Origin of the sequence: Sphaerospermopsis reniformis, from assembly GCF_005402885.1 — a bacterium.
Classification (GTDB): domain Bacteria; phylum Cyanobacteriota; class Cyanobacteriia; order Cyanobacteriales; family Nostocaceae; genus Sphaerospermopsis; species Sphaerospermopsis kisseleviana.
The window spans coordinates 1-19,984 of record NZ_BJCE01000022.1 but is presented as its reverse complement, the minus strand read 5'-3'; the positions used below and the strand labels follow the sequence as shown (position 1 = coordinate 19,984).

General features: G+C 35.9%; 11 protein-coding genes. 10 read left to right on the top strand and 1 reads right to left on the bottom strand.

The genetic code is table 11. The annotated features are described in order from the left end of the window. Window positions 1–61 precede the first annotated feature (61 nt). Entirely contained in the window at window positions 62–1,387 is a 1,326-nt protein-coding gene (locus tag FFR48_RS05280; protein WP_137666609.1) for a proton extrusion protein PcxA, read from the bottom strand. Between the two features lie 76 nt (window positions 1,388–1,463). Between FFR48_RS05280 and FFR48_RS05275 the strand changes: the two genes are divergently transcribed. From FFR48_RS05275 to FFR48_RS05230, 10 genes are all read left to right on the top strand, one after another. Further along, the gene (locus FFR48_RS05275) at window positions 1,464–3,641 is read left to right on the top strand and encodes a recombinase family protein (protein ID WP_137666608.1); all 2,178 of its coding nucleotides are present in this window, start codon (window positions 1,464–1,466) and stop codon (window positions 3,639–3,641) included. 154 nt (window positions 3,642–3,795) lie between these two features. Further along, entirely contained in the window at window positions 3,796–4,461 is a 666-nt protein-coding gene (gene msrA / locus FFR48_RS05270; protein WP_096571812.1) for a peptide-methionine (S)-S-oxide reductase MsrA, read from the top strand. A gap of 611 nt (window positions 4,462–5,072) precedes the next feature. Beyond that, window positions 5,073–6,506, top strand: a complete 1,434-nt coding sequence (locus tag FFR48_RS05265; RefSeq protein ID WP_137666607.1) for a hypothetical protein — start codon at window positions 5,073–5,075, stop codon at window positions 6,504–6,506. Window positions 6,507–6,515: 9 nt separating this feature from the next. Further along, window positions 6,516–7,880, top strand: coding sequence for a DUF1822 family protein (locus FFR48_RS05260; protein WP_236103996.1), 1,365 nt, complete (start codon window positions 6,516–6,518; stop codon window positions 7,878–7,880). A gap of 294 nt (window positions 7,881–8,174) precedes the next feature. Continuing rightward, on the top strand, window positions 8,175–11,552 hold the full coding sequence (locus FFR48_RS05255) for a CHAT domain-containing tetratricopeptide repeat protein (protein WP_137666606.1): 3,378 nt from the start codon (window positions 8,175–8,177) through the stop codon (window positions 11,550–11,552). A gap of 307 nt (window positions 11,553–11,859) precedes the next feature. Then, window positions 11,860–14,376 (top strand): CHASE2 domain-containing protein, encoded by a 2,517-nt coding sequence (locus FFR48_RS05250; protein WP_236103995.1) that lies wholly within the window; start codon window positions 11,860–11,862, stop codon window positions 14,374–14,376. Beyond that, window positions 14,369–15,067 (top strand): DUF4249 domain-containing protein, encoded by a 699-nt coding sequence (locus FFR48_RS05245; protein ID WP_137666605.1) that lies wholly within the window; start codon window positions 14,369–14,371, stop codon window positions 15,065–15,067. The genes FFR48_RS05250 and FFR48_RS05245 overlap by 8 nt, the downstream gene beginning before the upstream one ends. A gap of 398 nt (window positions 15,068–15,465) precedes the next feature. Beyond that, a complete protein-coding gene (locus tag FFR48_RS05240; protein WP_137666604.1) occupies window positions 15,466–15,969 on the top strand; it encodes a tetratricopeptide repeat protein in 504 nt (167 codons plus the stop codon). A 372-nt stretch (window positions 15,970–16,341) separates the two neighbouring features. Beyond that, the gene (locus FFR48_RS05235; protein WP_137666603.1) at window positions 16,342–17,784 is read left to right on the top strand and encodes a CHAT domain-containing protein; all 1,443 of its coding nucleotides are present in this window, start codon (window positions 16,342–16,344) and stop codon (window positions 17,782–17,784) included. A 288-nt stretch (window positions 17,785–18,072) separates the two neighbouring features. Next, window positions 18,073–19,984, top strand: a 1,912-nt coding sequence (locus tag FFR48_RS05230) for a CHAT domain-containing protein (RefSeq protein ID WP_137666601.1), incomplete at its 3' end; no start/stop codon positions are given.

Sequence of the window (19,984 nt, the reverse complement as noted above, 5' to 3'; positions counted from 1 at the left end):
TCATAAAATTGATAATTGGTCGCCCGAATGCTTCGCCCCTAGAACTCCTGACTCCTGAAATTTACTCATTCATATTATGGTAAGTAGCAACAGCGGAAGGAGAAATGCGATTCAAATAACGGAAAATCCAATATTTGAAAATTGTATCTAAAATCACGGGAAATGTCGCAATGAATAAGAAAATAAAATCCCTATTTGCTGGTAAACCCCAGTGTCGTGATAAACCTTCCAGAATTACTTCCCAACCGTGGGGAGAGTGGAAGCCGACAAAGACATCAGTAAATAATATAATAATAAATGCTTTGGCGCTATCACTCAAGCCATATACTACATGATCAAAGAAATCTTTGAGAACTGAAATAGAAGATTGGCTGATCAGCAACAACCAGACAAAAGCAACTACAGAAAAAACATCTGCAAACACATTTTTAATCGCATTAGCACTTTCGCGCCGAAATTCCTCTGCTACCTCCTGTGCTTTTTCTTGCATTTTAATTTCTAGCACTTCCGATGATAGCGGTGGTGCATTACTAATCAAATTTTCAAACTTGATTCTTTCTTCAAATCTTTGCAGTTCTATTAGTGCTTCTTCTTCCATTTCTTCATTGATAAAAATCTGTTCTGTTTCTGAACCTCTAAAACGATCAACTACAGGACCTACTACCACAGCCTTAGCTATTTGATGGGTGAGAAGTGGCACAATAATTAATAGTAAAATAAATCTCACAGAGATAATTGTGATTTTTTGCGTCTGCCGAAAATTCTGCACTACTTCTTGTTCCGAACTGGGATCTAATTCCGCTTGCAAACGAGTAATAGTTGTTAGAATTGAACGCGGTAAAACTCCTGTAGAATCAGCTTTTCTTTTGGGTTTATTATTGTTGTTTTTAATTACAGGTTTTGGTGTGATTGGTTGATTACTTACTTTATTTTCTGCTACAATTATAGATGGATTTACTAAATTTTCTGAATTGTTTTCTAGAACATCATTTACAGCGTCATTTGTATATTTACCAATGACTTGATCAATGAATTCTAACTTTTTTAAAACTAAAGCCGCATTGGAATATTCTATACCTGCTTTGGCTGCTGCTTTTTGCTTAGATTCATTGGAAAACCAACGACTGGCTTTAAACTCTGTCAGCCGCATCCGTACATTTTTTAATAATTTTTGTAAATCTGCTTGAAAATAATCCATGACACTACTACTGTACATAGCAGCATCACTGCTAATTTTATTACCATTAAAATGATGATCTTCTATTTCTTTAATTTTTAAAGCTGATTTATAAGCTTCCTCTAAAGAGCGTTCTGGTGTCAGTAAATACCATCTGTAAGCAGCCAGGAAAAAAGAGTATATTTTTTCACTAAACACAGGGTTTTTCATCCTCAATGCTCATTTAACACTGTTTGGTGATTCCTAAATTTAAGTTAACGCAGAAGTTATAATCAGGAGTAGATTAGTGGTTTCAAATTCTTTTTGGATTGTTGGTACTAGCCGCAGCGGAAAAACTACTCGTTTAGCCCAACAGTTTTGTGATTGGGTGCAACAAAATGACAATCAAGATATAGAATCATTTTATCCGAAAAATCAAAATCGGAAAAAAGCTAAAAGTGCAATTAAAACCGCAAATCTTTTGCAAACAGAACCCGGTGCTTTAGTTTTAGCATCTAATGATGATAATCGCCGATTATTAACTGATAAAATTGTCACTTTAACTTCAGGAAAATACCCTATTCGAGCAAAAACAACCTTGGGTTTTATTCAAGATGAAGTGATTTTATTTTGGCCGTTATTGGTAGAATCTTTACAAATAAAAGCACAATTTCCGGTAAGATTGCGCCCAGAAACAGAGCAAGAATTAGCAACAAAGCGTTGGAATTATCAATTAGATGCAGAAACTTTGCGACGTGCAGGAGTGAATGAATATCGCTTAGTGAGGCGGATATTAGACTTATGGCAACTAGCAGCTTATAGTGGTACAGCTTGTGAAGATATTGCTAAAGTTTTACAAACAGGTTTACAAGAAAATACTAATAATCTAGAACCAGAATTTTTCACATCTTTGCTGTTAGATTGGCGGAATTGGTGTTTAAAAAGAGGATTATTAACTTATGGTTTAATTACCGAACTTTATCACCAACATTTATTAACTAATAGCGATTATCAACAACATTTAAAAAAACGTTATCAGATGATAATAGCTGATGATGTAGATGATTATCCAGCCATAGCTTATCACTTATTTGAGTTTTTATTAGATGCGGGTGCGGTGGGAGCATTTAGTTATAATTTTAATGGGGGAGTGCGTTGGGGTTTAGGTGCTGATCCTGAATATTTAAACAGGTTAGCAAAGCGTTGTCGGGTAGAAAAGTTAGTGAGTTTTCCTGAAGCTAATTTAGCTGAAACCTTGGTTCAACCGATGATAGAATTAGTCACTGAACCGATGACAATTTTAAGTTTACCAAAGTCGGTAAAATGTATTCAAACTGCTTCTCGCGCTCAACTTTTGCGACAAATAACAGATGTGATAATTAATGGAATTAAAACGGGAAAAGTAGAACCGGAAGAAATAGCAATTATCGCTCCTGGGTTAGATGCGATCGCTCGTTATAGTCTCATGGAAATATTAACCAAGCAAAATATTCAGGTAGAAGCTCTCAATGAACAACGTCCTTTAATTAGTTCACCCGCTGTCAGAGCATTACTCACCTTAATTACTTTAGTTTATCCCAATTTAGGAAGATTAGTAGATCGGGATGAAGTGGCAGAAATGTTAGTTGTTTTCAGTCACAGTCACACCAATGATGGGAAAGATGGAGAAAAAAAAGAATTTCCACAACCAAAAATTGATCCAGTGCGTGCTGGTTTAATAGCAGATCATTGTTTTGTACCCCATCCAGAAAATCCCCATTTATTAAATATTAAAACCTTTGAACGTTGGGATAGAATCGGCTATACTGCAACCACAGCTTATAATGAAATATTAGGATGGATTGAAAAACAGAAAACAGAAGTTAAAGAAAATGTAATTTACACACCAGTTAATCTTTTATATCAAGCAATGCAAGACTTTTTGTGTAAAGATAATTATACACCATTTCCAACATTAGCAGCATTACGAGAATTATTAGAAACTGCTCAACATTATTGGGAAATAGACACCAGGTTAAAACAAACAATTACCAACTCAATAATACAAAATAATACCATTGCCGAGTTTATTCAACTATTGCGACGTGGTACAATTACTGCTAATCCCTACCCCATTCGTCCTATAGGAAAAGCAAAAAAAGCCATTACCTTAGCTACCATTTTCCAATATCGTGCTAGTCATAGAGATCACAAATGGCATTTTTGGCTAGATGCGGGTTCACCTCTTTGGGCTAAAGGTGGTGCAGCTACTTTATTTGGTGCTACTTTATTTTTACAAGATAGGTTAGGAAAACCTTGGACAGCAGCAGATGAACAAGCAGCAGAAACGCAAAGATTACGTCGCATTATTGCAGATTTACTAGCGCGTGTTTCCCAAAGAGTTTATTTATGTCACAGTGATTTAGCTGTCAATGGACAAGAACAAATGGGTCCATTATTACCTTTAGTTCATGCTTGTGATGTAATAGAAAATGAACGCAGATGAAATTAGATGAATGAATGGATTTGATGATTTTGTGTAACTTCGCAACAAGTTGGTTTTAGAGGTTTAATCATAATTATTATCTATATTTCCAGCAATCACCAAAATCCTTACAATATAAAGGTAAAGCCATCATACATAAAATACATCAAAAACAATGGGATTATTCGGATTTGGTAAAAAAGTGGCAATGCCCACACCTACACAAGCACTGCCAGGACGCACAGAAAAAATGCCCGTACCTGCAACACACTTTGTCAACAAAAACCCCTTAAAACCTCCGTTTCCTGAAGGTATGGAAACTGCGATGTTTGGTTTAGGGTGTTTTTGGGGTGCAGAACGCAAGTTTTGGCAACAAAACGGAGTTTACAGCACTGCGGTTGGTTATGCTGCTGGTTACACACCCAACCCCACCTATAGGGAAGTTTGCACTGGTATGACCGGTCACAATGAAGTGGTGTTTGTGGTGTTTGATCCCAAAGTTATTAGTTATTCCCAACTGTTAAAAGTCTTTTGGGAAAGTCATGATCCCACCCAAGGGATGCGTCAAGGTAATGATGTCGGTACTCAATACCGTTCTGGTATTTATGTTTATTCCCCAGAACAAAAACAACTAGCGGAAGCTTCCAAGGATGCTTATGAACAAGCGTTAGTAAAAGCAGGTTATGGCAAAATTACCACAGAAATTTTAGATGCACCTGAGTTTTATTATGCTGAAGATTACCATCAGCAGTATTTAGCTAAAAATCCCGGTGGTTATTGTGGTTTAGGTGGTACTAATGTTGCTTGTCCTGTGGGTGTGTTTGAAACTTCAGTGAGTTAGAAGCTTAGGTGACAGGTGACAGGTGACAGGTGACAGTAAGAAGGCAAGAGGCAAGAAGCAAAAGGCAAAAAGCAAAAGGCAAGAGAAAGAAGAATGAAAGAATCAAGAACTAATTTTTCTTCTCCTGCTTCTCCTGCTTGCCCTGTTCCCTGCTTCCTGCTCCCTGCCCCCTCTCGTTCCCATACAGAGTATGGGAATGAATTTTTAAAGGCTCTGCCTTGAATAATAAATAGGGGTTGCTGAGAAAGTCTTTCCGTGAGGGCATAGGAGTCAGGAGTCAGGAGTCAGGAGTCAGGAGGAGATTTGAAAATTTCTTTGCCATCTCTTGAAATCCCAAAAAATGCACACTTTTTCCGGTATACCCTTCAAAACCCTTGCACTTTTTTCCTGATTTTCCACCTGAAACCCTTGATTTATCAAGGTTTTAAGTTTATTCAGCAAACCATAAATATCTAATTTTTTAAACAAGTACCCTATTTCCCCGTCACCTGTGCTTTGTGGGAGTTTTCCTGTCAACACTGCATAAGGTGAGGGAGTCGAGAGTTAAGAATCAATGTCAGGTGATACTGTTGTAGATAGTTAAGTACAAATTCAGCACAAAACAAATATTTATGGGTGTGGGATCACGATATTGGCAGTTAGTAAAAATTGATGCAGCGGGACGGCGACAGATTCAGGAAATTACTCCAGCTAAGGGGTTTTTTCTGGAGATGTTTCCCACTGCTACAGTTAATGATGATCTCCCAGATGCAGAAATTAACAAAAAACTACTGCAATTATCCCAAAATGCACCTGCTGATAGATGTTTGTTAGCAGAACGTTGTCTACTCTGTTTTATATCCTGGCAAATTGAGCAAGTTTGTTTACAATTAGAAGCTAAATTTGGGACTGTTCATGGTTTCAAATTTACTGACTTATTGCTTTGTGTTCTCGATGATGATGGTAAACTAGAACCCGTTAGTAATTATCAGTCTTTTTCTCGTCAAATTTTGCAGAGTTTTGCTCCAGAAAAAAGCAATTTGACAACCTGGACAAATACACGAGTTAAACAAAATCATAGACTCAATCAATTCCTGTTAGAATGTGGAGTTTATTTAGTTAGTGATTGGGCAATTCTCAATGATACAAAACCTAAACAGTTACAACGAATTTTTAGAGAATTTTACTGTTTTAGTGCTGGTGAAATTCTCCAATCTCAACAACTTTTAGACAGTTATCATGCTATTTATAGAACTGCTCGTTTAGAACAACTTAGGAAGAAAAAAGAAGATAATTTAGAACAACCTCTAAAGAGAAGAGGAGGAAAATGTACCATACCGACAATTGACCAATTACAAGCTATTGCTACTCTTTTACAAAGTAAAACAAATCAAACTTTCAGCAGTGAAACTGTAATGGCACAATTACAAAAACTCGCTGAAAAATTACGACAGTATCGAATTTATGCGCGGGGTGGTTCTTTACCAGCAGAATCTTTAGATGTTGTTGATCCTAATGTCTATGGTGAAGGAATTGCAGGTTCTCATAATACTACACAAGCAATAAATGATGAAGATGAACAAACAGAATTTTTGCAATTATATCGCTCACAATTTATGGCTAGTTTACAACAAGCTTTAGCTATAGTTACTCAAAGAAGAGTAGAACAATTACAACGCAAAAAAGGTGATAAAGCTAAAAAGTTTTTGTTTGCACTTCAGTTATTTCACTGTCAAAATTTATCAATGACAGAAATTGCTGCAAAAGTGGGATTACGCGCTCAAGATGCTGTTACTCGTTTTTTAAAGTTAAAAGATTTTCGTGCTGATGTTGGCCAAGAGCTTTTAATCATCTTATGTAATTCTGTTATGGAATTAGCAAAAAATTATTCTCACTCAGATAGTCTACAAACCTTAGAGGAAAAAATTAATATTGCTCTCAATGAACAAATTAATCATGTAATTGAAGCTGCTGAAATTCAGGCACAAACAGCAAAAACTCTCACTCCCAAAACCAGTATTTTTAACCAGCTTCTTTGCCAATATTTAGATGATATCATCAGTTAACGAGGAACTATGAATAACTTGTCAAATAATCTCACAAATAATCTCACAAATAATCATCAGCCAATGTCTCTTGAATTTGAAGTTTTACCTATAAGTGCTATTAATCTTGATGCTGAACAAATTAGTGAAGCGGTAGAAAACAGCCTGAAAATAAAAAATCAGTCTCAACAATGGCAAACTTATATTAATACTTTGGCATTATTGGCTTTTAAAGCATGGTTGACAGAAAGAGCAAATTCTTTGGCTGTTAATGATGATAAATGTACCGTATTTCAACCAGCTATAGCTAATATTATTCCTGCTGTTGCTAATTTGCAAGTAGGTGAATTTAAAGTTTGTTTGTTGACTAATGATAGTCTTGGTGATGATCAAATATTTGTACCGAGAGCAGTTATAGATTTAGACGAATACATTGCTCATTTTTATGTATTAATAGAAATTTTGGAAGAACAAGAAACAGCAACAATTTCTGGCTTTTTATCCTATCAACAATTAATAGAAAAACAAGCGAATTTACAACCTGAAACAGATTGGACTTATCAAATGCCGGTGAGTTGGTTTGCACAAGCACCAGATTATTTATTATTAAACTTGCGTTGTTTAGAACCAAGTGCCATTACTTTACCAGTTACCAATAACCAAAAAACGCAAAGTTTAGTGTTAATGCAAAATGAGTTAATGGCATTATTACCACAATTGCAATTACCTAATGTTGAACTTTGGCAAGTATTAACTTGGGAACAAGGAAGTGCAGTAATTAGTAATTTAGAATTACTCAACTGGCTGGATAATTTGCAACTGCAAGGACATAATTATTCACTGCAAGATAGTTTCAAAGATTTATTCAAACTGTTAACCCAACCAGCGATCAATGTAGGACGGTGGTTATGGGATGAGTTAGATGAATTAGCCCAGGAACTTTCTTGGCAATTATTACCTAATATAGCACCTATACCAGCTTTGCGGAGTCCTGTGGAGGAATTTCAAGTAATTACCAACCAACTCCAAAGCAGGGGTTTAGAAATCCCCTCTCAAGCGCGGGGTGCTTATCATGATTTGTTGTTGGCAGGATTTCCCCTGCGATTGTATGCTGTAACTTGGCCAATATTATCTGAATCAGATCCTTCGTGGACATTATTATTAGTTTTGGGTACATCTGTACAAAATTCTTTACCTGCTGATTTAAAACTGCGAGTCAGTGACCAAACTAGCATTTTAGTAGAACAAGGAATAAATCAAGAACAGGGTGATTCTTATTTGTTTACTCGTGTTGTGGGTAGTTGGGATGAGAAGTTTTTGGTGAGTGTGAGTTTAGTAGATGGTGTTGAATTAACCTTACCTCCATTTACATTTTATCCTGGACGGTTATATTAAGTTTAGCTGGTTACGTTTTTTGTAACGGATAATTATTTCACGGATAAAATTTGGTTGAGGTGAAATTATCTCAAAATTTTTCTCAAATTTTTTTAGGACTTACGCAAGATGTGACTGAAAACCTTATTCTTGCGTAGGGGTAATTCATGAATTACCCCTACTTTCGTTCCTTTTTGCGTAAGTCCTGTTTTTCTCAAATTTTTGCATAAGCTCCCTAAGTGTGAGAGGTATAGATAAATATACAAGATAAATATACAGCAATCTATTCTCACCCTGCTTAGAGGAGTGTCTACCATGCTTTACCGTCTTAAATCTCTTTCTCTTGTGACTTTGGTGCTTTCCCTGTCTTTCCCTGTCGGTGTTGCTGAATCAAGGACAAAGGAAATTATACCAACTACCTTGACTGCACAGACAGAAACTACAGAACCACGCCAAGATGAAGCGTTGGGGCTGAATAACTCCAGCTTTCTGAACCATAACTCAAGAATTAACCAGGTATTGGCACAAAAACCAAATAATCAAAAAACTCAAGCAGAAAAACTGCTGCAAAAAGGTGAAGAACTGCTGTTTAATGAGCAATCTCAAGCTGCTTTGCAAAGTTTTCAACAGGCATTGAAGATTTATCGCCGAATTAATAACTCCCTGGGAGCAGGTGAATCAATTAGATTAATTGGTAGAGCTTACTATGATTTGAAAGATGAAAAGAAGGCAATGACTTACTATAAACGGGCATTGCAAATCGCTGAAACTATCAAAAATCGTGAATTAAAAGGAAAAACATTACTTGCATTAGGAAGATTGTATTCTCAAAAAGAACCTAAACGCGCTATTTCCTACTATGAAGAAGCTTTAAAAATTGCCAAAGCTATTAATAATTTTGACTTGCAAGCAAGAGTCAATTTCAATTTGGGTAGAGAGTATCAAATAGCTTTAGGAAAAAATGATCGCGCTGATAAATACTATAGAGAAAGTACCATAAATGCACAAAAAAGTAAAAACCATGATACAAAAGTATGGGTACTATTCAATCTAGGTTCTATTTACCTGTCGAGGAATGAAGTCACAGGAATAAATTTATTAGAACAAGCCTTGGTAATTGTCAGACAGAATAGTAATTCTACAGCAGAAAAGCAGATCCTTCGCAAATACGAACCCTCTCTTCTTATTGCACTTGGCATGGGTTATCGTGTTCTTAGTTCAGCTAACGGACTAAACAAAGATCCAGAAGCACTTATTCAAATCAACAAAGGAATTCAGTATTATGAAGAAGCTGTCGCAGTTGCCAAGGAGACAGGGTCAATTATTAAACAAGGAGAAGCGTTAGTTGAAATTGCCAATATCTACAATGGGACTGAAGCATCAAAAGCATTAGCAGCACTGGAGCAAGCTGCAAAAATATTCCAACAGGAGAATAATACTAACAAACTTCAAGCTACCTTGTATACTTTGGGTAACGTTTATCGAGAAATAGGACAATTAGAAAAATCTCTAACATACTATCAGCAAGCTTTAGCTGTTGTAGAGAAAGTAGTTACTCAATCTCCTCTAGATATTGTAAGCAAAAATTGGGATCAAGCATTTATTTTTAATCGTATCGCCCTTGTATATACGAGTCTTAGTAAGTATGAAAAATCAATTGAATTTGCTCAACAATCGGTAGATATTTGGATCTTAACTTTTAAATATATTGAGGGTCTGAAACCAGATCAAAAAAATAGCCCTTTTCAAAAGTTTTATGTTGATAATATCAAACGTTTCATTAGAGGAGGCTATCTTAGTATAGCAGTAAATTATAGCCTTTTAGGGCAACAAGATCAAGTACGAAAAAATATCCAGTTAGGAGAAGCATATTCTGATTCTAGTTCTGATTCTAGTTCTGATTCTAGTTCTGATTCTAGTTCTGATTCTAAAGACCAGAATTTAAAATCTGCATTAGATAATTTAGAACTGTGGAGATCGTGGAAAGGATTTGGTGGATTCAGTGTCAGTCAAGTAGAAGCACAAGCCTTAGCACAGGTTGGTATTGCTTATGCTGAACTTGGAAACAATGATCTGGCATCGAAATATTTTCAACAAGCAATTGAATTATCTGAAAATTTTCCTGCAACTCAAGCAAATATATTTTTTGGCATTGGGTTATTCTATACAAAACAAGGTCAATATGATTTAGCCATAAGTTTTCATGAAAAAGCAGTAGCACCTGCCCAAAAAGTTAACAACAAAGTATTACAAGCACTAATTTTACATGAAATTGGCATAAATAATTTCGATATAGGCAATCTACCTAAAGCGGTGGTTGCTTTATATGAAGCTATTACAATTTATGAATCTGTGCGGATTGACTTAACAGATAAAAGCCAAATTTCTATTTTTGAATTGCAATCTACAACTTACACTATTTTACAAAAAAGTTTAATTGCTCAAAATAAGTTTCAAGAAGCATTAGAAGTAGCTGAACGTGGTAGGGCGAGAGCATTTGTAAATCTATTAACATCACGCATTTCAGGGAAGCAGGTTAATCAGTTAAATGTTCAACCACCAACTATTGAAAAAATCCAGAAAATTGCCAGAGAGCAAAATGCGACAATTGTAGAATATACAATTGCTCATCAATCAGGAAGGCAAAGTTATCCAAAAACTTGGAATCCATCTGAGATGTATATCTGGGTAGTTAAACCAACAGGGGAAATTACCTTTAAACAAGTAGACCTGACAACATTAAAAACACCACTTGCAGAACTTGTCAAAAATAGCCGTGTTTCTATAGGTGCTGGAGGACGGGGAATTAAAGTAGAACGTACAGGTGAGGAAGTTCAAAAAGAGAATTTACAAACACTGCATAAAATCTTAATTGATCCTATTGCTTCTCTTCTGCCTACTAATTCAGATGAAAAAGTAATTTTTATTCCCCATGATTCGCTGTTTTTAGTTCCTTTTGTGGCACTGCAAGATCAAGATGGTAAATATTTAATTGAAAAACATACTATCTTAACTGCGCCAGCAATTCAAGTTTTAGATTTAACAGATCAACAACGGCAAAAAGTCCGGGGTAAAGATATCTTAGTTATGGGTAATCCTATTATGCCAAAAGTGGGAGATCCTCCTGTACAACTTGACCCCCTTAAAGGTGCAGAAAAGGAAACTTTGGCAATTGCTAAATTCTTCCAAGATCAATTATTTAAAACTAAAGCTATCACTGGGAAAGATGCCACAAAAGCTGCTTTCAAACAAAAATTATCATCTGCCAGAATTATTCATCTAGCAACACATGGACTTTTAGCTGATACTAATAAAAGTATCCCTACCGCCATAGCCCTTGCACCTACTGAAAACGATGATGGTTTACTCACTCCTGGGGAAATTGTTGATTTATCTATTAATGCTGAATTGGTGGTTTTAAGTGCTTGTGATACTGGTAGAGGTGCAATTACTGGTGATGGTGTTGTTGGCTTATCTCGTGCTTTCATTACTGCTGGTGCGCCGAGTGTAATTGTCTCTTTGTGGGCTGTTCCAGATGCACCTACAGCAGAATTAATGACTGAGTTTTATCAACAATGGCAACAAAATCCTGATAAGGCTGTGGCTTTAAGAAATGCTATGCTCAAAACTATGAAAAAAAGACCTGCTCCAGTAAATTGGGCGGCTTTTACTTTAATTGGTGAGTCTAGGTAAACTGGTAATTGGTGATTAGTGATTGGTGATGGGTGATGGGTGATGGGTGATTGGTGATGGGTGATGGGTGATGGGTGATTGGTGATTGGTGATCAATTCTCTGTTTTCATCTTGTAGACCTGTGGTAAAAATTAAATACAGTAGTTTGCTAAAATATGAGCCATATATTTAGCAGGCAAGATGCCTGCACCACAAGAATTTTATGATTTATATGTGTACCTCATAACATCGGTAAGTGCCGTATTTAGCAGGCAAGATGCCTGCACCACAAAAGTTTTATCATTCAAACTTGTACCTCTTTAAAAATATGATGAATTTCACAGCTTTTTATCTCACAATTCAACAGGTTGAAAAATTATGTTTATTTCAACTATCTTGGGGACAAGGACAAAATTTGAATGTCAATGTTGCCTATCCAGAAAATCTAACTAAACTATACCAAGAATGGCAAAAGATTTATCTGAGTTTTTATAATACAGCACTGCGGGGAAAAGTTGCAAATATGGGTAGTCTCCCTACCCCTCCCATTGATTGGCACGCTCGATTAGTACAAGCTGAAGCACAATTTTTATCTGTGTTTCATAACTGGTTACGCAGTGCAGAATTATTTGATATTCGTAAACAAATTGCTCAAGTTAGTAAACAAAATCAAACCCGATATCTTGATATTTTTATCGCTTGCATTACTCCAGATTTAGCCAAGTTGCCTTGGGAAGTATGGGAAATTGGTACAGAATTTGCTTTAGATTCTAGTCAGATTCGCATTGTCCGCACTGCTACAAATCGTCGAGGAACGGTGATAAATACTCAAGGTAAATATCCAAGTAAAGCTAGAATTTTAGTGATTTTAGGAGATGATACAGGTTTAAATTTTGAATCGGAAAAACAAGCTATTGCATCTTTAAAAGATTATGCAGATGTTAAATTTATCGGTTGGCAACCTAACAAGAATATTGATGACTTAAAAACTGAAATTGTCCAAACTATTTCTTGCCAAAATGGCTGGAATATTTTATTTTTTGCAGGACACAGTAATCAAACTAATTTGACTGGTGGTGAATTAGGTATTGCTCCTGGTGTAGCTTTATCAATTTCTGAACTTGAACCGGCTTTAATTACTGCTAAAGATAGAGGATTACAATGTGCTATTTTCAATTCTTGTAATGGTTTGAGTATTGCTGATAAATTAATTGATTTGGGTATCAGTCAAGTTGCGGTAATGCGTGAACCTATTCATAATCAAGTAGCAGAAGTATTTTTACCCTGCTTTTTGCAAGCTTTGTCTGAATATAAAGATGTTCATGAATCGTTGATTTCAGCAGCACAATATTTAAAAGTAGAAAAGAATTTTACTTATCCCAGTGCATATTTGATTCCTTCGTTATTTCGGCATCCAGGAGCAGAGTTATTTCGTCTTCAACCTACTTTTATTAATCAAGTAATTGAAAATTTAGTTCCTAATCGTCGAGAATTAATTGTAGTTTCAATTTTATTGATTATTAGTTTGCTGTTACCAGTTCAACAATTTTTATTACAGCGTCGAATATTATTACAAGCTATTTATCGTCAACTTACAGGACAAGTTGCTGCTACAGTTGCAACCGTAGAAACTCCCCCAGTTCTGTTGATAGAAATTGATGAAGATTCTATTAGAAAAGCTAAAATTTCTAACCCTAAACCGATTGATCGTAAGTATTTAGCAAATTTGATTGATAAGTTAACAGCTAATCAAGCTAAGATTATAGGTATTGATTATTTATTAGATAGACATCAAGGAGAAAGCGATCGCATTCTTGCTAATTCTATCACAACTGCTGTAAAATCAGCAAAACCGACATGGTTTGTTTTTGCTGGAACTGCAAATCAAGATGGTCAATGGTTACGGGTATTACCTAATATTGCGGATCTTAATTGGAGTTTGGAAGGTGAAATTGAGATTTTACCTGGATATATGCAACTATTACCTGATCATAATTCTCAGGATAATAATTCTCAGTCTTCAGAACCGGATTTTTCTAAGTTATTAAATCCTGGTGCTACTTCAATTTGGAGTTTTTCAGGTTTATTAACACTTGGATATCAGTTACAACAATTTTCTGATGTACCACAACCAAAATTAGACAGTCAAGAGGATTTTTTTCAACAAATAAACAATTTTCTAGATCGTCAAGTGCAAGATAGATCCCATTCTCAAACGATTACAAGGTTCAGTTACTCACTGTATCAAATGTGGATGCACCCAATTATTGATTTTTCTATTTCTCCTCAATCAGTATATCAAAATATTCCCGCTTGGCAATTATTGGAGAATCAAAATATTCCTAAAAATCTCCAAAATTTACAAGATATCATAGTCATTATTGCACCGGGAGGATATGAAGAAGCTGGATTAAATTATGACGGTGAAGATAATTTTTTAATATCAAAGTTTCCAGCTATTAAATATTGGCGTGATCAAGAAAATCCCATTAATCAAAGCCAAATAAGTCAAATATTAACAGGTGGTGAATATCATGCCTATATGGTACATCATTTACTTACTAACAGATTAGTTATTCCCATTCCTGATTTCTGGATAGTGGGAATAGCTATATTCATAGGTAAAGGTTTAAATTTATATTTAGTCCTATATTTAGTCTCCAGGAACAAATCTCCTCAACTGCAATCTTTAATCCTAGTCACTATAATTACAGGGATTTATGGTTTAATAAGTTTACAAGTCTACATTTCTGCAACTGCAATTTTATTACCTTGTCTGTTACCTTCTATAACATTGTGGTTTTACATTATATCGGCGATTGTGGAGAAAAAATCTGATGACTAAATCTTTTTTATCTAGGGCAATGTCTAGGGTAATGTCTAGAGTAATTTTATCATCTCTGGTTTTTAGCACTTTAGCTATTTTACCAAATCAAGCGGTTTTGGCTAGGAAAAATCCCCAGAAACCTACTTCTTTTTGGGGTAATATATCCCAAATTCTATTCTCTAAAAAACCACCCGTAAAACCACGTAAAGGTGGTTCTCGTGGTGATGTCTGCGTAATTTCCCCAGATGTTCCTTCTGAAACTAGAATTATTTGGAGCGATCGCCCTTTATTTGCGTGGCAAGGTAAAGTAAGAAAAATACAACTAACTGATCTGAATAATAATACTGTTATTTTCAGTGAGAATGTAGAAAACACTCAACAATATACTTACACAGGTGAACCACTGCAACCAGGCCAAACCTATAAGTTAGATATATTTTTGGGTAAAGAAAATCCAGCAGCATTTGTGAAATTTCAAATTATGGAGAGTGAACAACGTGATAGTATTACCGCAGAACTGAAGACGCTAGAGAATAAACTACAAGCAAAAAAAAGTCATCCTGAAGCGATCGCTTTTGCTAAAGCTCAATACTTTGCTCAGTTGGGTTTGTGGTCAGATGTGCTACAGCAAGCATACTCAGTACAAAAACCCTCTCCTGAGTTAAATAGGATGCTCAAAAAAATTCCTAAGCAGTTATGTGAAAATTGAAATGCAAATAGTAAAGATACCAATAGTTTTCGGTTAAGTCCAAAAACATAAGCTGTTATGCCTTTAACTTGAATAATTAATACAAGCAAGATGCTTGTGCTACTGTAACTTCAGGTTTTTTAATTATACAGTTTAGCTGCATATTAGCTTATAAGGATTTGTTGGGTTTCACGTTGTTCAACCCAACCTACGAATTTGCTCACGGTAACACCCGCAGAAATTGAAATATTGAAATAATGCATAAGCTCTAAAACCTCAGAAATATATAGGGTTGTGAAGCAACAGTCAACTTCTAAATTCACATTCATGATCTTGAATTTGACTGTCTAGTTTTCACGGCTGATAAATTTCATCTGAATAATAGTAGTCAACTTAATTATTTTTGAGGAAATAAAACGATGAAAGTTTGGAAATTAGCAGCAAGCATTTTGGTATTAGGCACAATAGTTATTAGCCCCAAAGCCAACGCTCAAAATTTGTTAACTCCCCAACAATTAGCACCATTACAGAACTCAAGCTCTCCAAGTTATAAAAGTGTGGAAACATACTTTATACAGGGTTTAAAACAAATAGAATCGGGAGATTATCGAGGAGCGATCGCTAATTTTAACCAAGTTCTCAACATTGATCCTAATAATGCTTATGCCTATATTGGACGTGGATTTAGTAGATTTAGTTTAGGAAGCTATAGAGGAGCAAAAAAAGATTTTGATAAGGCGTTAGAAATTACTCCTGATATTGCTTATGCTCACTTTTTTAGAGGTTTTACCCTAGTCATGTTAGAAGATAAACAAGGAGGAATTGCTGATTTGAAACAAGCATCTATTTTGTTTAAACAAGAAGGAGAAGATGAATTATCCCAAAAAGCAGATAACGCAGTCAAACAAATAGAAGCTAGTTAGTTATAAACTATTGCATTCCATAAATTGCTCAAATTGCTCAAATTACTCAAAAATCGTAGGTTGGGTTGACGGAAGGAAACTCAACTTTTTTATATTCGGGACTTACGTAAAACAGAACGAATGTAGGGGCAATTCATGAATTACCCCTATGATATCTTGCGTAATTCCTAATAAGCTGTTACACAGCTAAATTGTATAATCCTAATATTCTGAAATCTTGTTTAACAGGCAAGATGCCTGTTCCACTTATACAAATTAAATGCACAACAGCTTATTCTTTAGTGAAAATTGCATAAGCTCTAACAGCCCAGAGGTATATATTTTTTGATACAACAAATATAATAAATCCCCTACTCAACCATGAACAACTTAATGAACAACTTAATGAACAACTTAAAAATTATTTCCCTGAGTTTAATTCCTCAATTAATATCTCCCTGGATCATAATTTTAGCGACTATTTCCATACCTGTTAACACCGTTAAAGCCAATAATATATCTAATTCTACTCACAAAATATCAACATACAACCAATTACAAAAAAACCTCATTCATCAGAATCAACTAGAAGCGGCATTAGAAATTTCTGAACGCAGCCGCAATGGAGAATTTTCGGAATTATTCACCTCACATAAATCCAATAAAATCGCCCTTTCTTTATCTTCAGAAGAAATTAAACAAGTTGCTAAACAACAAAATGCCACAATTGTGCAATATTCAATTATTAATGATGAATTTGTCATTGCAGGTAAAAAACAAACTCAAGAATCAGAACTGCTGATTTGGGTAATTAAACCCACAGGTGAAATAGCACTTCGTCAAGTGAATCTAAAACCTTTATGGCAAAAAGAAAATACATCTTTAAAGGATTTAGTTGCAGAAAGTCGCCTGAGAATGGGAGCGCAAAATAGAAATAATAAAATCATCAAAATATCCCCAAACAAAGAGGATATTTCTATTTCTAGAGAACATTTGCAGAAACTACATGAGATTTTAATTCAACCCATTGGGGATTTATTGCCAAATCAACCCGATAAACACATTATTTTCATTCCGCAAGGAGACTTATTTTTTGTTCCCTTTGCAGCATTGCAAGATAAAAAAGGTCAATATTTAATTGAAAAACATACCATTGCCACTGCGCCCTCAATTCAAGTGTTAGATTTACTTGATCAACGAAAACAGCAAAATCAAGGATTAGCGAAAGATGTGTTAATTGTCGGTAATCCTATCATGCCTACTAAACCACTGCAACCAGGAGAAAATCCGCCAGAAACAGTTAATCTTCCAGGTGCAGAACAAGAAGCAAAAGAAATAGCTAGGATTTTTAACACTCAAGCACTGATAGGAAAGGCAGCCACAGAAACCGCAATTGTTCAAAAAATGCCCCAAGCAAAAATAATTCATTTAGCTGCAAGCAATGTAAGAAATAAAGAGGGAGAATTTAGCGATGTATTAGCTTTAGGAACTTCCAAACAAGATGATGGTTGGCTGACATCTGAAGAAATTATCAACTTGAATTTAAAAGCGGAATTAGTGGTATTAAGTGGTAATGATACAGCTACAGGGAAAGTTACCAATGATGGTGTAATTGGTTTATCGCGGTCTTTTTTTACCGCAGGTGCTACCAGCGTGATTGGTTCTTTGTGGAGTGTGTCGGATAGGGAAACAGCATTTTTGATGACGGAGTTTTATCAGGAATTAAGTAAAAATCCAGATCAAGCTGCTGCTTTGCGTCAGGCAATGTTAACAACTATGAAGAAATACCCAAATCCGATGTATTGGGCTGGTTTTATTTTAATTGGTAATGGGTGATGGGGAAAATACAAATAACTTCCTCCTGACTCCCGACTCCTGTACGGGCGAAGCATTCGGAAAATAGCCTTTTCATAAAATTGATAATTTTTCGCCCGAATGCTTCGCCCCTACGACTCCTAACTCCTGATATCAGGTCTACCTACCTAATCACTTACGATATAGCTATTTCATCATTATTGTATTGCCTTTTTCCAATCACCCATCACCCATCACCCATCACCAATTACCAATCACCCATCACCAATCACCCATCACCAATTACCCATCACCAATCACCAATCACCAATGTCTTATCCTAAAATTCGCTTAATTGCATTGATCACATTCATTCTCACGGTTTTACAACCTGCGGTTAATTTACCAGTGTTATTCCAGGTATCACAGGTATTTGCACAAACACCAGCAGACCGGGAAGCAGAAGCAGATAGACTATTACAGCAAGGTATTGAGCAGTATCAAAGCAGTCAATTTACAGCAGCATTACAGTCTTGGCAACAAGCATTGATTATTTATCGGCAAATCAAAAACCGTTTAGGTGAGGGTGCTTCTCTAGGTAATCTGGGAATTGCTTACTATGCACTAGGAGATTACACCAAAGCCATTGAATACCACTCCTCCCATTTAGCCATTGCCCGTGAAATCAAAAACCGTTTAGGTGAGGGTGCTTCTCTAGGTAATCTGGGAAATGCTTACCATGCACTGGGAGAATACACCAAAGCCATTGAATACCACACCTCCAGTTTAGCCATTCTCCGTGAAATCAAAGACCGTTATAGTGAGGGTACTTCTCTAGGTAATCTGGGAAGTGTTTACCATGCACTGGGAGAATACAACAAAGCTATTGAATACCACACCTCCCGTTTAGCCATTACCCGTGAATTCAAAGACCGTTTAGGTGAGAGTCAATCTCTAGGTAATCTGGGAGGTGCTTACAATGCACTGGGAGAATACACCAAAGCCATTGAATACCACTCCTCCCATTTAGCCATTGCCCGTGAAATCAAAGACCGTTATGGTGAGGGCAATGCTCTAGGTAATCTGGGAAGTGTTTACAATGCACTGGGAGAATACACCAAAGCCATTGAATACTATACCTCCCGTTTAGCCATTGCCCGTGAAATCAAAGACCGTAGAGGTGAGGGTAATGCTCTAGGTAATCTGGGAGTTGCTTACAATGCACTGGGAGATTACACCAAAGCCATTGAATACCACACCTCCAGTTTAGCCATTGCCCGTGAAATCAAAAACCGTTTAGGTGAAGGTGCTGGTCTAGGTAATCTGGGAATTGCTTACTATGCACTGGGAGAATACACCAAAGCTATTAAATACCACACCTCTAGTTTAGCCATTGCCCGTGAAATCAAAGACATCCAAGGAGAAGGAAGTAGTTTAAATAATCTAGGATTAGCTTTCTATGAATCTGGCAACCTCCCACAAGCAGAAACAACTCTCTATACTGGCATTGAAGTATGGGAATCTATCAGAGGAAAGTTAGGGAACAATGATAGCTACAAAGTCTCTATTTTTGAAGAACAAGCTCGCACTTACCGCATATTACAACAAGTCCTCATTGCTCAGAATAAAACTCATGAAGCTTTAGAAATTTCTGAAAGAGGACGTGCTAGGGCATTTGTGGAGTTATTAACTTCACGCTTATCTAACACAAATACCAGTCAAACTTCACAACCTGCTGTTGATAAACCCACTATTTCTTTATTACAAAAAATCGCCAAACAACAAAATGCTACCCTGGTTCAATATTCTATTATTACTGATGAAGAACTTTATATCTGGGTGATTAAACCCACAGGTGAAATTACTTTTCGTAAATCTGATTTAAAACCCCTGTGGCAAAAAGAAAATACCACTCTAGCAAAACTCGTTGATAATAGTCGTGAATCTATTGGTGTGAGAAGTAGAGGGGGTATTGTAGTTAGTGTAGATCCTAATGCTCCCCAAGCCAAGCAAAGATTTCAAAGACTCCATGAATTACTAATTACACCTATTGCGGATCTTTTACCCAAGAAAGATACTGAAAGAGTTGTTTTCATTCCTCAAAGTGAATTATTTCTTGTTCCTTTCCCCGCATTGCAAGATGAAAAAGGTAAATATTTAATTGAAAAACATACTATTCTCACTGCACCATCTATTCAGGTTTTAGATTTAACCCACAAGCGAAAAAACGCCATTAAAAAAT